Origin of the sequence: Bradyrhizobium sp. ISRA442 (genome assembly GCF_038085055.1) — a bacterium.
Lineage (GTDB): Bacteria > Pseudomonadota > Alphaproteobacteria > Rhizobiales > Xanthobacteraceae > Bradyrhizobium.
In genome coordinates this window covers 187,344-200,808 of the sequence record NZ_JALGCN010000003.1, presented here as the reverse complement: position 1 = coordinate 200,808, position 13,465 = coordinate 187,344, and the positions used below count along the sequence as shown (strand labels likewise).

The following is a 13,465-nucleotide window of genomic DNA, read 5'->3' as shown; positions in this document are numbered from 1 at the left end:
TGCGTTCCGCAGCCCAAGCGCTCGGCAATCCGGCGTCAAAACGCGCCAAAAGCCGCGCTGCACTGCGGAAAATTTGTTCGCCGGATCAGACGAAGTATCGAGACGAAATTCTACGCCACGGACATATCGAGCGGCGGCGCGACGTGATCCGGCAGTGGGCAGACGTAAGGTGTCTTGGCCGTCCGCTTCATCAGATCCGCCTTGGCGGCCTTGATCAGCTCCGGTTCCGTGAGCGCCCTGACGCCGAGCCCGGCCATGGCCTTGGCCGCCTGCACCATGGCTTTGTGGGCATGCGCGCTCTTGCCCTGCGCCACGACCTGCCAGGTGTGGAACGGCGTGCCGATAGCAACCGTCGGTGCGTGCACCTGCACCGTCGGCACGACCCAGCTCACGTCGCCGACGTCGGTCGAGCCGACCAGCGGGTTGCGCTTGGCATCGAGCGGCACCAGGAAATCGGCGAGCGGACGATCGGTCGGCTCCATGCCGATCGCGTAATAGACCGACGCAATATCTTTCTCACTCAGCGTCGCGCGGATCTGGCTGGCAAAGCCCTTGTCCGCATCGTCGAAATGCGGCGGTCCGAGCTCTTCCATGACCCGGTGCAGTGCTTGCTCCAGCGGCGCGTTCGGAAGGATGTTCGAGACCGCGGAGATGATCTTCATCTCGACCTTGGTTTCGGTCATCAGCGCCGCGCCCTGCGCGATCTTGCTGACGCGCTCGACCAGCTCGGTCATGCCGGGCAGATCGCGGGCGCGAATCGAATAGCGCACCCGCGCATGGGCCTGCACGACGTTGGGCGCGATGCCACCGGTATCGAGCAGCGCGTAATGCACGCGCGCATCGCTCGGCATGTGCTCGCGCATGTAGTTCACGCCGACATTCATCAGCTCCACCGCATCGAGCGCGGAGCGGCCGAGATGCGGCGAGGCCGCCGCATGCGAAGTGCGGCCGGTGAAGATGAAGTCGGCGCGCGTGTTGGCAAGCGACGGCGTCACCGCCACTTCCCAGAAGCTGTGCGGGTGCCAGGTGATGGCGATGTCGGCGTCCGCGAAGGCGCCCGAGCGCACCATGAAGGCCTTGGCCGCGCCGCCCTCTTCCGCCGGGCAGCCGTAATAGCGCACGCGGCCCGGCACTCTGTTCTCGGCGAGCCAGTCCTTCACCGCGGTCGCGGCAAGCAGCGCCGCAGAGCCAAGCAGGTTGTGACCGCAGCCATGGCCATGTCCGCCAGTCTCGATCGGGCGGTGCTCGGCGACACCCGCCTCCTGGCTGAGGCCCGGCAGCGCGTCATACTCCCCCATGAAGGCGATGACCGGACCGCCCTCACCCCATTCGCCCATCAGCGCGGTCGGGATGCCGGCGACGTTCTCGGTGATACGGAAACCCTGATGACGGAGCTCGGCGAGATGTTCGGCGGCGGACCGCGCTTCGGTGTAGCACACCTCGGGCGTGCCCCAGACCTTGTCGCTCAGGTCGATGAAACGCGCCTTGATGGTGTCGACGCCACGCCAGATGTCACTGCGGTTATCCATGCTTCGGTCCGTGATCTAGGTCAAAACGAAGCGGCAATGGTTAGCAGCTTCGTCTGCGAACGACCAGCCGCTGGCCGGACACCAGCCATGCGGCCGGTGCCGGTATGACGGCATGTCTGTCAAATCTTGTGCAGACAGTTCCTGTGCCCTTTCGAAGAATTCACGCAGCGTCCCGAATTGTTGGCGGTCAAGTCTTTCAAGACGGCCGCCCCCGGCCTAAATTACCAATGCTTCGCGCGTCCGCTTGTCGCGACGAAGGGGCCGCGTTCGCTGATCAGGAGAACTCCATGCCCGCTCTGACCGAATGGCGCGTGCCGCCGGCCAACCAGCCGCGCGCGAGCGACTACGGTTTCGACCTCGACCGCGCGCTCGCCTCCATCGTCGGGCTGCACGCCATCATCCCACCGGACGCCTTCAGCGCAGAGACGCTGGGCACCGAGCGCGCCGGCAACGGCGTCGTGATCGACGACGGGCTGGTGCTCACCATCGGTTATCTCATCACCGAGGCGGAATCGGTCTGGCTGCATCTCGCCGACGGCCGCGTGGTGGAAGGACATGCGCTGGGCTTCGATTCCGTCACCGGCTTCGGCCTGGTGCAGGCGCTCGGCCGGCTCGACATCGAGCCGCTGCCGCTCGGCGCATCGGCCGCGACCCGGACCGGCGATCGCGTCGTTGTCGGCGGCGCCGGCGGGCGCACGCGATCGGTCGCGAGCCAGATCGTGGCCAAGCAGGAATTCGCCGGTTACTGGGAATATCTGCTCGACGAAGCCGTCTTCACCTACCCTGCCCACCCGAATTGGGGCGGCACGGGCTTGCTCAATGAGCGCGGTGAATTGATCGGGATCGGCTCGCTCCAGCTCGAGCGCGAGCGCGACGGCAAGGCCGAGCACGTCAACATGATCGTGCCGATCGATCTGTTGAAGCCGATCCTCGACGACCTGCGCAAATTCGGCCGCGTCAACAAGCCGGCACGGCCCTGGCTCGGGCTCTACTCGACCGAGATCGACAACCGCGTGGTCGTGATCGGGATCTCCTCCGACGGCCCGGCCGCGCGCGCCGAGCTCAAGACCGGCGACGTCATTCTCGCGGTCGACGGCGACAAGGTGACGAGCCAGACCGACTTCTATCGCAAGATGTGGGCGCTCGGCGACGCCGGCGTCGACGTCCCCCTGACGGTGCACCACGAAGGCGTCACCTTCGACGTCACGGTGACGTCGACCGACCGCTTCAAGCTGTTGAAGGCGCCGAAGCTGCACTGAGCAGGACTGACATCAGGCAAGGACGAGGCAATGACCGAGGCCGTGGTGGACGACATCGTCGCCGTGCTGCCACCGCTGCTCAATGCGCTGGAAGGGCTGGGTTTCGTCGGCCGGCACCTGCATCCGCCAGCCTTGTTCGGTGATGAACGCGATCGGTGCGCCGGACGAGGCGTTGCGGGCAGCGCGCGCCGGCATCGGTGAGTGGCCGGAGCAGTTCGCTGCACTTCACAGCCTGGTGGAGCGCGCCTGCGACGAGACGCTCGCCGCCTTCGCCGGCTTGCGCGAGGTCGAGCGCGGCAATGGCGATCTGGTCGCCGTGTTCCGCGCGCTGCGCCACGTGCCCCGCGCGCAGGAGGCGCTTTATCCGCTCGCGGCAAAGTTTCCGCCGGTGAGCAGTTTCTTCCTTGGCGCCGCGACACGCGAGGCTGAAAGCCTGCTGACGCGGCTTGCCGCCGACGCGAGCGAGCACACCGGCATCTTCCACGATCACAACGAGCCGGGCAGCCGTGGCGGCTTCTCCGTTTACGTACCCGAATATTACAGGCACGATCGCGCCATGCCTCTGGTGATGGCGCTGCATGGCGGCAGCGGCAACGGTCGCGGCTTCCTGTGGAGCTGGCTGCGCGATGCACGCAGCTTTGGCGCGATACTGGTTGCGCCGACCGCGACCGGCCCGACCTGGGCGCTGATGGGCGACGACACCGACACGCCGAATCTCATGCGCATCCTCGAAACCGTACGCAGCCGCTGGACCATCGATGCCACACGCCTGTTGCTGACCGGCATGAGCGACGGCGGCACCTTCTGCTACGTCACCGGGCTCGACGGCGCTTCGCCCTTCACGCATCTTGCGCCGGTCTCGGCGACCTTCCATCCGCTGATGGCGGAGATGGCCGATGCCGCGCGCATGCAGGGCCTGCCGCTCTTCATCACCCACGGCAAGCTCGACTGGATGTTTCCGGTGCAGACGGCACGGCAGACGCAAGCGGCGCTGTCGGCGGCCGGGGCCGACGTGACCTATCGCGAGATCGACGATCTCAGCCACTGCTATCCGCGCGAGATCAATGCGGAGCTGCTGCAATGGCTGAATGGGGGATGAACAATCCGTCCTTGCCTGCGCCGCAGTGCCGCGGAACCATCATTCCGGGCCGACGTTATCGACGGTCACCGGAGGTTCACCAATGCAGACTTTTTTCGGAATGATCCTGGGCGCGCTGCTTTTGGTTTGCGGCGTCTACATCTATGACTCCATGCAGACGTCGTCGGTCGCCAGCGGCGAGGTCGCGGCCGCCAACCGCACGCTCGTGAACTGGGACGTCGCCAAGGCCGACTGGGACGCGCTGCGTGATCGCGCGCACAAGGACTGGGTCCGCATCTCGTCGAAGTAACATCGCTCGAACACGAACGAGGCGCCGTCGCGATCCGCGGCGGCGCCTTTGTGTTGGCCGCTGTTGGTGCGGCACGCGGATCAGTTCATCTTGTCAGTTCATCTTGGCCTTGCGGGCGTCGGCGATGACCTGCTCGAACTCCGCCATCGTCAGCACGCCGGGCACGCGGTATTTGCCGACGATGAAGGACGGCGTGCCGCGGAAACCGAAGGCCTCGGCCTGATCGTTGTTGCGCTTGAGGACGGCGTCGATGTCCTTGGCGCGCGCGGTGAGGTCGCGCTTCAGGCGGTCCATGTCGACGCCGGCGCCAGCCAGCAGCTCATTGATGCGCGGCTCGGTCAGGCGCGAGCTGACGCCCATCATGGCGTCATGGGCCTGATGATACTTGTCCTGGAATTTCGCGGCGAGCGCGATTCGCGCCGCCGTGACCGAGACCGGACCGAGGACCGGCCAGTCCTTCAGCACCAGCCTCACCTTGCCGTCGTCCTGAACGACCTGGCGCAGCTCGGGCTCGAGCTTGCGGCAATAGGGACAATTGTAGTCCGACCATTCGACGATGGTGATGTCGCCCTGGGGATTGCCGGCAACGGGAACGTCCGGGTCGCGCAGCACCTTGGCTTCGGTCAGCACTTCGCCATCGTCGACCGCCGCCGCGCGCGCCGTGGCGATGCCCCCCGCCACGAGGGCGCCGGCCCCAATCAACGTCAATGCCGTGCGCCGCGTCGGCACAAGGCCGCTGTTAGTCCTGGATTTGGTCATATCTCGTCCCGTTTCGGCCCCATCGCCGCAGATACGGCGCGCGACCGGGAATTGTTACGCGACATATAGAGTGTCGCGCCGGCATTGTCATCGCACCGGCAGCGAGGGCTACGCGCGGGGCAACATCGCCATCAGCGTGCCGGTCATGGCGGCGATCAAGGTGGTCTTGCCGTCATGCTCGGCAAAGGCCTTGGCTTCGCAGAATGTCAGCGTGCGGCCCGGCTTGACGACCTCGGCCTTGAAGGTGAAGCGCTCGCCCCGGGCGGGCGCGAGCAACGTTGTCTTGAACTCGACGGTGAGAATGTCGGCCTCCCACTGCATCAAGGTGAAGGCGGCAACCCCGCAGGCGTTGTCCAGCCCTGCCGTGATGATGCCGGCGTGAACGAAACCGTTCTGCTGCGTGAAGGCGGACGAATGCGGCATCGCCAGCTCGACCCTGCCCGGCGCGAGATGGACGAGCGAGATACCGAGCGCACGCATCGCCGGCTGTCCGGCGAACAGCGCAGTGGCGGCCGCGTGGTAGTCCGGGTTTTTCGGCTCGAACGCGATCATCGCCTAGGCCTCGGCCGGCTGGGCGAGATGCGTCATGGCGATTTCGCGGATTGCATCCGCGAACGGCGCGGACCTACGCGCCGTTCTGTCCATATGCACGCCCGTGATCTCGCAGATCGCGGCGATCTCACCGGTTTCGGCATTCGTCATCTCATGCCGGAAGCGGATCGATTTGTCTCGGATCTCGAGGAGGACGCTGCGGATCTCGATGATGTCACCTGCGAGCAGCTCGCGCTTGTAGGTGATGTTCTGCTGTACCGCCGCCATGCCGCGGCCGGAGCTGCGCAGGTAACTCGGCGTCAGCCCGAGCCGCGCGAACAGATTCCAGTTGGCCTCGTCGAATTTGCCGACATACCACATGATGTTCATGTGGCCGACATGATCGCATTGCCACGGATAGACCGTGCCGCGATAGGTCGCCTCCTGCTCCATCGCAATTCCCGCCCTTTTGTGTCTGCCTTTTGATTTTGATACGGTAGCGTATCAGCCTGGGGACGCGCTAGCAATACGGCACCGTATCAAGAACCGGTGAGGCTTCCTTCATGAGCGACGACAGAGGCGACGTCTGGGTCGAGGCAGGATTTACCGAGCTCGCCCGCTCGGGCGTTGAGGGGGTCCGGGTCGAGGTCCTCGCCAAGAACCTCGGCGTGACCAAGGGCGGGTTCTATCGCCGCTTCGCCGACCGCGCCGCGCTGCTCGATGCCATGCTGGAGCGCTGGCGCGAAGGACGCGCCGCGGCGATCGCGCAGCAGACGAGCCTCCACGGACAAGCGCCCCGCGAACGGCTGAAATCGCTGATCCAGCTCTATTCCGAGCGGCTGAACCCCGAAGGCATGGCGATCGAGCTCGCGATCAGGCAATGGGCCCGCGCGGACGAGAATGCGGCGGCGGCGGTCGCGAGCGTCGATGCCGCACGACTCAAGCACGTCGCCGAGCTCTATCATGCAACCGGGCTTGCGACTGAGGAGGCCGACGCGCAGGCCTTCCTGTTCTACTGCTTCATCTTCGGCCAGAGCCTCTTGTTCGTCGAGCGCAGCCCGCGCAAGCGCTCGCAGCTCGTGGCGAAGTCGGCCGAGAAGCTGCTGGACTAGATGCCTTAAGCGAAATGGCCGGAGCTCTGCTCCGGCCATCGCATCACATCGAGCCTCAGCCGGCGCCCTTCAGGCGCTTGTTGCATTCCGAGTAGTAGCCGCCGCCCTTCTCGATCCACTTCATGCCGCCATTGGCGTTGGTCGCCTTGTTGGCATTGTACTGGTCGACGCAGGTGTGCAGGCGGGCCTTGCCGGCCGTCTCCTTGGCATATTTCGGATCGACCGCGTTCGGGAACATCGCAGGTCCCGCCGGCAGCGCCGGAGCGGCGGCGGGAGCCGCCTCCTTCTTCGCCTGCTTCGGCTCGGCGGGAGCCGCAGGTGCAGCCGCAGTTGGCGCAGCAGCGGGGGTGGCGTCCGCGCCGCACTGGGCCTTGCGGAAGTCATTCCACTTCATGGTGCCTAGCGTACCGTCCTTCTTGGCGGCCTGGTATTTCGCGCTGCACTCCTGCGTGGTCAGCGCCTGCGCCGGCGCGCTCGCCACCAGCGCGGCGAATCCCGCCACCGCTGCGCCACACAACAATTTGGCTTGAATGGTCATCCTTGGTCTCCTTCTTGGTCTTCCCTCAAGGGAAGTGAAATGAGGATTGCTATCCTAGAGTGTCGGCGGCTTCCGACAAGGAAGCGATGCCAAAATATAGTGATCCCCTCGCGCGGCTTATTCATGCTGCGTTCAGCATGGCGAGCCGACGTTCGCGTCCCTCGCTAACTTGCAACCAAGAGTGCAACGCCATGAACCTCGCCTCGCGCCTCGCCGCCGTCGCCCTTGCCTCCCTGCTCGCCACCGGCACCGCCTTCGCGCAGACCGCCGCGCCGGCTGCCAAGACCGATACCGCGGCTACCACTGACAAGAAGGCGCCGAAGGAGCGCTCGGCCGAATCGCTCGAATGCTCCAAGCAGGCGGATGCCAAGGGCCTCAAGGGCAAGGAGCGCAAGAAATTCCGCCGAGAGTGCATGAAGGAAGCGAAGGCCGGCACCGCCGCCCCCGCGGACAAAAAGTAAATCGCCCCAATCCCCAACGTCGCATTTCGGCGAAAGGCGTGCGCATTGCGGCATGACTTGGCCGCAATTGTGCGCCTCCCGCCGATTTGCCATAAGGTGGCGTGAAGCAAATCACCGCCTCCCTGTCGTTCGAATGGCCGAGCCGCGCCAAGGTCTTGAGCGCGGTGGAGACGCTCGTCATCGGCTCTGCCGGCGGGCTGTTGTTTCTGGTCGCGGGCCTTCCCGGCGGGCTGATCTCGGGATCGATGATCGCGGTCGGGATCGCCGCGATCGCCGGCCGCCAGCTCGCGATGCCACCGCTCCTAACGCAGATCGTGCTGGTGCTGCTCGGCATTTCCTTGGGCTCCGTCGTCTCGCGCCACCTGATCCAGCAAGTCAGTGCCTATCCCCTGACCATCGGCCTGCTTGCGCTGGCAACCTTCTGCGCGACCTTCGGCTCGAGCTATTACCTCCAGCGTGTCCACGGCTGGGATCGCACCTCCGCATTCCTCGCCGGCAGCCCCGGCGCGCTGTCGCAGATCACGATCCTTGCGGTCGAGCGCGGCGCCGACTTGCCAGGCATCGCTGTGGTGCAGACCATGCGCGTCATCATCCTGACCGCCGCGCTGCCGCTGGTGCTGGCGCTGGCGGGCGTTGCGCCCTCCGCCGGGCCGTCGCTGACGACGACGATCGCCTCGCCGCTCGACCTCGTGAAGCTGGTCGCCGCTTCGCTGGCGCTGTCGCTGCTGTTGCGGCTGATCAAGTTTCCGGCGAGCTGGATGTTCGGCGCGATGATCGCCTCCAGCGTGCTGCATGGCGCGGGATGGGTCGAGGGCGGCCTGCCGAACTGGGTGCGCGGCGTGGCGCTGGTCGGCATCGGCGCGCTGATCGGCAGCCGTTTTGCGCGGATGAAAATCAGGACGTTGGCCGGCCACATCAACGCCGCGCTGGGTTCGTTCGCGGTCGCGATTGCGGTGTCCGGCGTCTTTGTCGGGATCGTGGCGCTCACCACGCAGGTGAAATTCTCCGACGTCGTCGTCGCCTTCGCGCCGGGCGCGATGGACGCCATGCTGGCGCTGGCCCTAACCCTGCACATCGACCCGATCTTCGTCGGCGCCCATCATTTGTCGCGCTTCGTGTTCGTGACGATCGCGACCCCCGGCATCGTGCACCTGTTCGGACGCACGCAGGACGATGTGGATGACTAGTGCGCTGCCGTAGGGTCTAGCGCTTCGCCGTCGCCACAAACCCCCACGCCGCGATCGCGGCCATCAGCAGCGAGATCAGCACGTTGTAGCCGGCGAGCGAGATGCCGAGGAAGCGCCACTGCACCTCGTCGCAGCGCACCACCTTCACGGTGTCGAGCCGAGAGAGCAGGTCGGTGGCGCTGCCGAGACTGACGACGGGGCCTGAGCAGTCGGTCGGTCCCTTCCAAAAGCCCCATTCGACGCCGGCGTGGTAGCCACCGAGCCCGGCATTGGCGAGCGTCGCCAGCGCGAGGATCGCAAGCCCGACGAGCAGCAGCGGCCGCGGCGCGCCGCGGCGTGCCGCGAACGCCGTGAGCGCTCCGAGCGGGATCGCCAGGTAATACGCGTAGCGCTGCTCGAGGCAGAGCGGACAAGGCAGGATTTCCAGCACGAGCTGGAAGAACCAGGCGCCTGCGATCGTCACCGCCGCGATCATGGTGACCAGAAGCGAGGCAGTCAGGGCGGGGCCGCTTGCGGCCCGGTTGAACGCTGGTAGTGCGGCACTATGGGTCGTCACGGCAGCCTCTATCGGATCGGTCGCGGCTTAAGCCTCTAACTCCGGCCCATGCCGCTGTCGAGAACGGCCGGGATCACTTTGGCGCGGGTTGACCCCGCCTTTCCCATGGCTATAGTCCGCCGGCTTCGCGACGCCCTCGCCAGAGGGGCCGACCGAGGGCCCCTGTGGCGGAACTGGTAGACGCGCTCGACTCAAAATCGAGTTCCGCAAGGAGTGCTGGTTCGATTCCGGCCAGGGGCACCACGCTTCGCCCTTTCGGGCTTCGCGTGGCGCAGCCATGTCAGACCGAAAGGCGAGGCGTGTCCGGCGAAGCCTCTTGGTGAAGACGGACTGGCGCCGCATCTCCCCTCCTAGCAATTGTCACATCTCCACTATATAAGCCCTTAGCTTCTTCGCTCACCGAAGAGGCTCACATGAACGACCTGCACACGTGGCTCTCAGAGCAGCACCACGGTCTGCGAACTTGCCGGACATTCCAGCAGAAACTCGAGACGCTCGGTCGCGACGACCCCGAGCAGCGCGGCCTGTGCCGTCTCCTGAGCAGCCTCGTCGGCAGCTATGTCGAAGCCTTTGACGAGGCCCCGGTACCGGTCGCAGTCGCTGATGACGCCTATCATCGCCTGTTGACGCTCCTCGCCAGCATCGATCCCAAGGGCGACGCAAGCCGGCGACTCGCCGACATCAACCGCGTGGCCGAGAGCGAACTCTGGCAGTGACGAGGCCACTGCGGACGCGTGGCAACGCCATAGCGCGTTGAAGACGCGCGTAAACGCGCTTAGGGCGTTGCTGCGCAGCGCCGGGACCCAGATGGGCAACGCATTCAGCGCGGAGAGACGGGTCCTCCTAACGAGTTCGACCTCCCCAGACTTCATGCTTATATCCTGCGGCAACGCGTGTTGGTGCAGCGAGTAGCTCTGATGGCCAGGAGACGCACGACGGAGCCGGATGACCTCCCCCGCTTTTTCGTCTGGGTCCGGGGGCTCGAAGGCCCCGAGCCGCAGAAATGGATGGCAATGGATTTTGGCGTCGACGACTGGAAGCGGTCGCAGGTGCTGTCCTATCTCGAGCTGCCGGAGGACGAGCGGCATCTGCCGCTGTCGGTGCTGGCGCGGCGGTACCCACCACCGCGAGACGAGCTGAATGGATGATCCGGCGCGGTCGCGCAGTCCGCTCACGCGATCGCTGCGGCCTCGTCCGGCGGCGCCTGCCGCCACGGCAATCCGGCTTGCTACCTCAGCGGGTTTATGCACAGAATGCAGCTCTATTTTCATGACGCAACCATTGATTGACGCTGGCGGATGCCGCCCGGCTGGGGCTTGAGCGGGCACCCCGGTCAAGATTGTCGGAGGGGGTCCATGCTGCACGATCATGGGGCGCAGAACGCCGATCCTGCCAGTGCGGGCGGCGCCACGAAGGCAGAGGATCCCGCGACCACCACGCCGCCGAAACGCAAGCTGGTGCTGTTCGCCGACGGCACGGGCAACGCGTTCACCACCCAGGAATCCAGCGTGTGGCGCCTCTACGAGGCGCTCGATCACACTCAGCCCGACCAGATCTCGTACTACATCAAGGGCGTGGGCACCGCAGGCTGGGCGCCGCTTGCCGCGCTCGACGGCGCCACCGGCATTGGCGTGCCGGCCAACGTCCGCAAGCTCTATCGATTCCTGTGCTGGAATTGGCGGGAGGGCGACGAGATCTACATCTTCGGCTTCAGCCGTGGTGCCTTCACGGCGCGCACACTGGCGGCGATGATCGCGAGCCAGGGGCTGGTGCCGGCACAGATCAAGGGCGAGCCGGTCTCGCATGCAGAGATGAACCGCAATGCCATGGCGGCGTGGCGGAAGTACCGTAGAACGACCGTGCCGTTCTACAAGAGCCTGCCGACGATCTGGATTGCGCGAATAATCCGGGACGTCCTGCTCTTTCTCTATCACGGTCTGCTGCTGCATCGTCCCTATTGCAAGGTCCGCAAGGCGATGGGACGTCGCGCGAACGTCAAGATCGAATTCCTCGGGCTGTTCGACACGGTCGAGGCGTTTGGCGTTCCGATCGAGGAGCTGCGCGTCGCGATCGACTGGGCGATCTGGCCAATCTCCTTCCGCAATCACCGGCTTTCGGACAAGGTGAAATACGCCTGCCACGCGCTCGCGCTCGATGACGAGCGCACCACCTTCCACCCGCTGCGAATCGACCAGAGCAAGCTGGCGGCGAAGCAGGTCGTCAAGGAAGTGTGGTTCGCGGGCGTTCATTCCGACGTCGGCGGCGGCTATCCGGAATGCACGCTGTCCTTCGTGCCGCTGGTGTGGATGGTCCAGCAGCTCGGCAGCAAGCTCCGCTTCCAGGACGGCACGATCGAGCATTTTTGCGCATATCAATCGGCAATCGGGCCGGCGCACGATTCGCGCAGCGGCGCGGCGGTGCTTTACCGCTACGGTCCGCGCCCGATCCTTGAAGGCAAAGCGAACGGCGGCACGCCGGTGGTGCACTTCGCGGTGGTCGAGCGCATGCTGTTCGGGTGCGACGACTATGCACCGATTATGCTCCCTGCGAACGCCCGGGTGCTGATGCCAGACGGAAGTATCAGGGACCTCGCCAATGGCGGCACGCACAAGGCAATGCAGGACGCCTATCTGGAGAAGGCCAGGGGGCCGTTGAGCAAGGAAGAGGCCAGCGCCTTCGCCACGATGAACGCGCCCGACGCCAAGATGGCCAATCTTGCGCGCGGCGCCGTGTGGTGGCGACGCGTGGCCTATTTCTCGCTCCTGATCATGGCCGGTGTGATCGTCGCCTGGCCGTGGATCGCCCACAAGATCGTCGAGACATCCGAGGACAACGGCCTGCGCGATACTCCAGTGCTGCGGATCATTACCGACATAGACTGGGGCCTGGGCGCCGTGATCGGCCCGATTGCAAACCTGCTCAAGGACGTGTTGCCATCCTATGCCGGACCATGGCTCAACATCGCACTCTATTATCCTTTCCTGACCTCGCTCGTTGTGCTCGCCACGTGGGGGGTCTGGAACCTGAACTCTGTGCTGCGCGACGGCATCCAGGAGCGCGCGCGGCTGGCCTGGTACCGGCCGGATCGCAAAGCAAGCCTGAAGCACCTCAGCAGGGTGAACGTGCTGTTCAGATTTGGCGGCTTTATGCAGAGGAAGGCGTGGTGGATCCGCCTCCTGTTCGCCAAAATCGTCTTTCCGTTCGCCTTCATCGTCGCGATCTACTCCTCGGCCCTCATGATCGCCTCGAACAGCTTTTTCACCTGGCGCGTCGCGACGGGGCAGGTTTGCGAGAGCCCCGAGACTAAGACGGAACGAGAGAAAAAAGCAGGGTTGAACGTAGCGACGAGTATCGCGCCGGCGAAGCCGGTGAGTGACACCGCGCTGCAGGCGAGCGAACTGTTCAAAGTCGAGCAATTCTGTTGGGCGAGCAGGCTCGCGGTCGAGAAGGGCCGCAAGTATCGCATTTGGATCGACATGGACGAACCCTGGTTCGACCGCACGATCATGACCGGCGTCAACGGATTCCAGACCTACGAAATACACCACTATCTCGCCTTGCCAATCCGGCGGTTGTTCGGCGCAGACTGGTTCCAGCCGGTGGTGCGCGTCGGAGAGAAGGGATTGAACGATCAACCCTTGCAAGCCGTGAACGTAGTCTCCGCCGACGAGCTGCCACGTCGCATGAATCCTACTCTCCCTGCGGAAAGGGACATGGACAAGTCGAAGAACAGATATCCCGTCCGCCTCGAAGACGCGACGGGACTGCCGGATCCTGCCGACACGGAGAAGCTGAAGAAGCTGAAGGACGAGATCGCGAAGATGGGCACGTTCGATGCTCTGGCGCAAGACGATACGGCACGGAAAATCTGGGACGCGCAGCACCTCACCGATCGGGTGGTCGCGGAATTCGTGGCGCCGGACTCCGGCGAGCTGTTCTTCTACGTCAATGACGCCGTGCAGATCTTCCCGGGTTTCCTGAGATGGCTGGTCCCAGCAAAATTCGCGGCCTATTTCGGGCCCGACGAGCAATACTACAAGAACAATAGCGGCACGGCGCGGATCACCGTGCAGCGGCTGCCGCCGCCGGAGCAGCCGGCGCCAGCGCTGGCGAACAAGTAACGTCTGAACCCACGCGCCCGATGC

14 protein-coding genes, 1 tRNA gene and 1 pseudogene are annotated in these 13,465 nt (G+C 65.1%); 10 read left to right on the top strand and 6 right to left on the bottom strand.

The genetic code is table 11. The features are described 5' to 3' along the window. Positions 1-110: 110 nt before the first annotated feature. Positions 111-1,529: a M20 family metallopeptidase gene (locus MTR72_RS07225; protein WP_280968161.1), complete on the bottom strand. Its 1,419-nt coding sequence runs from the start codon at positions 1,527-1,529 to the stop codon at positions 111-113. A 287-nt stretch (positions 1,530-1,816) separates the two neighbouring features. On the opposite strand from MTR72_RS07225, the gene MTR72_RS07220 reads away from it, so the two are divergent. The 3 genes and pseudogenes from MTR72_RS07220 (at position 1,817) to MTR72_RS07210 (ending at position 4,176) form a co-directional block, all read left to right on the top strand. Next, on the top strand, positions 1,817-2,788 hold the full coding sequence (locus MTR72_RS07220; protein ID WP_280968160.1) for a S1C family serine protease: 972 nt from the start codon (positions 1,817-1,819) through the stop codon (positions 2,786-2,788). Between the two features lie 30 nt (positions 2,789-2,818). Continuing rightward, a pseudogene (locus MTR72_RS07215) lies at positions 2,819-3,887 on the top strand (carboxylesterase family protein). A gap of 82 nt (positions 3,888-3,969) precedes the next feature. Next, a complete protein-coding gene (locus MTR72_RS07210; protein WP_280968158.1) occupies positions 3,970-4,176 on the top strand; it encodes a hypothetical protein in 207 nt (68 codons plus the stop codon). A 93-nt stretch (positions 4,177-4,269) separates the two neighbouring features. Here MTR72_RS07210 and MTR72_RS07205 read toward each other — a convergent pair whose 3' ends face one another. From MTR72_RS07205 to MTR72_RS07195, 3 genes are all read right to left on the bottom strand, one after another. Then, the gene (locus MTR72_RS07205; RefSeq protein ID WP_280968157.1) at positions 4,270-4,935 is read right to left on the bottom strand and encodes a DsbA family protein; all 666 of its coding nucleotides are present in this window, start codon (positions 4,933-4,935) and stop codon (positions 4,270-4,272) included. Positions 4,936-5,043: 108 nt separating this feature from the next. Next, a complete protein-coding gene (locus MTR72_RS07200; RefSeq protein WP_280968156.1) occupies positions 5,044-5,487 on the bottom strand; it encodes a PaaI family thioesterase in 444 nt (147 codons plus the stop codon). A gap of 3 nt (positions 5,488-5,490) precedes the next feature. Next, positions 5,491-5,919 (bottom strand): acyl-CoA thioesterase, encoded by a 429-nt coding sequence (locus MTR72_RS07195; RefSeq protein WP_280968155.1) that lies wholly within the window; start codon positions 5,917-5,919, stop codon positions 5,491-5,493. Between the two features lie 110 nt (positions 5,920-6,029). On the opposite strand from MTR72_RS07195, the gene MTR72_RS07190 reads away from it, so the two are divergent. Continuing rightward, positions 6,030-6,578, top strand: a complete 549-nt coding sequence (locus MTR72_RS07190) for a TetR/AcrR family transcriptional regulator (protein ID WP_280968154.1) — start codon at positions 6,030-6,032, stop codon at positions 6,576-6,578. Between the two features lie 55 nt (positions 6,579-6,633). On the opposite strand, the gene MTR72_RS07185 is transcribed toward MTR72_RS07190, so the two are convergent. Further along, entirely contained in the window at positions 6,634-7,116 is a 483-nt protein-coding gene (locus MTR72_RS07185; RefSeq protein ID WP_280968153.1) for a hypothetical protein, read from the bottom strand. Positions 7,117-7,307: 191 nt separating this feature from the next. Between MTR72_RS07185 and MTR72_RS07180 the strand changes: the two genes are divergently transcribed. Beyond that, the gene (locus tag MTR72_RS07180; RefSeq protein ID WP_280968152.1) at positions 7,308-7,577 is read left to right on the top strand and encodes a PsiF family protein; all 270 of its coding nucleotides are present in this window, start codon (positions 7,308-7,310) and stop codon (positions 7,575-7,577) included. A gap of 101 nt (positions 7,578-7,678) precedes the next feature. Continuing rightward, positions 7,679-8,764, top strand: coding sequence for an AbrB family transcriptional regulator (locus MTR72_RS07175; protein ID WP_280968151.1), 1,086 nt, complete (start codon positions 7,679-7,681; stop codon positions 8,762-8,764). A gap of 16 nt (positions 8,765-8,780) precedes the next feature. Here the strand turns inward: MTR72_RS07175 and MTR72_RS07170 are convergent, their stop codons facing one another. Further along, positions 8,781-9,320, bottom strand: a complete 540-nt coding sequence (locus MTR72_RS07170) for a disulfide bond formation protein B (protein WP_280968150.1) — start codon at positions 9,318-9,320, stop codon at positions 8,781-8,783. 158 nt (positions 9,321-9,478) lie between these two features. Here MTR72_RS07170 and MTR72_RS07165 point away from each other — a divergent pair. The 4 genes from MTR72_RS07165 to MTR72_RS07150 all read left to right on the top strand — a co-directional run bounded on the left by MTR72_RS07165 (position 9,479) and on the right by MTR72_RS07150 (position 13,441). After that, a tRNA-Leu gene (locus MTR72_RS07165) sits at positions 9,479-9,563 on the top strand. Positions 9,564-9,733: 170 nt separating this feature from the next. After that, the gene (locus MTR72_RS07160) at positions 9,734-10,036 is read left to right on the top strand and encodes a hypothetical protein (protein ID WP_341510257.1); all 303 of its coding nucleotides are present in this window, start codon (positions 9,734-9,736) and stop codon (positions 10,034-10,036) included. Positions 10,037-10,237: 201 nt separating this feature from the next. Beyond that, the gene (locus tag MTR72_RS07155) at positions 10,238-10,468 is read left to right on the top strand and encodes a hypothetical protein (protein WP_280968148.1); all 231 of its coding nucleotides are present in this window, start codon (positions 10,238-10,240) and stop codon (positions 10,466-10,468) included. Positions 10,469-10,675: 207 nt separating this feature from the next. Next, entirely contained in the window at positions 10,676-13,441 is a 2,766-nt protein-coding gene (locus tag MTR72_RS07150; protein ID WP_280968147.1) for a DUF2235 domain-containing protein, read from the top strand. The last annotated feature ends 24 nt before the right edge of the window (positions 13,442-13,465 follow it).

Excerpts from the sequence above, each read along its gene's own strand:
- MTR72_RS07225 (WP_280968161.1), bottom strand. The coding sequence starts at position 1,529 with ATGGATAACCGCAGTGACATCTGGCGTGGCGTCGACACCATCAAGGCG.
- MTR72_RS07220 (WP_280968160.1), top strand. The coding sequence starts at position 1,817 with ATGCCCGCTCTGACCGAATGGCGCGTGCCGCCGGCCAACCAGCCGCGC.
- MTR72_RS07210 (WP_280968158.1), top strand. The coding sequence starts at position 3,970 with ATGCAGACTTTTTTCGGAATGATCCTGGGCGCGCTGCTTTTGGTTTGC.
- MTR72_RS07205 (WP_280968157.1), bottom strand. The coding sequence starts at position 4,935 with ATGACCAAATCCAGGACTAACAGCGGCCTTGTGCCGACGCGGCGCACG.
- MTR72_RS07200 (WP_280968156.1), bottom strand. The coding sequence starts at position 5,487 with ATGATCGCGTTCGAGCCGAAAAACCCGGACTACCACGCGGCCGCCACT.
- MTR72_RS07195 (WP_280968155.1), bottom strand. The coding sequence starts at position 5,919 with ATGGAGCAGGAGGCGACCTATCGCGGCACGGTCTATCCGTGGCAATGC.
- MTR72_RS07190 (WP_280968154.1), top strand. The coding sequence starts at position 6,030 with ATGAGCGACGACAGAGGCGACGTCTGGGTCGAGGCAGGATTTACCGAG.
- MTR72_RS07185 (WP_280968153.1), bottom strand. The coding sequence starts at position 7,116 with ATGACCATTCAAGCCAAATTGTTGTGTGGCGCAGCGGTGGCGGGATTC.
- MTR72_RS07180 (WP_280968152.1), top strand. The coding sequence starts at position 7,308 with ATGAACCTCGCCTCGCGCCTCGCCGCCGTCGCCCTTGCCTCCCTGCTC.
- MTR72_RS07160 (WP_341510257.1), top strand. The coding sequence starts at position 9,734 with ATGAACGACCTGCACACGTGGCTCTCAGAGCAGCACCACGGTCTGCGA.
- MTR72_RS07155 (WP_280968148.1), top strand. The coding sequence starts at position 10,238 with ATGGCCAGGAGACGCACGACGGAGCCGGATGACCTCCCCCGCTTTTTC.
- MTR72_RS07150 (WP_280968147.1), top strand. The coding sequence starts at position 10,676 with ATGCTGCACGATCATGGGGCGCAGAACGCCGATCCTGCCAGTGCGGGC.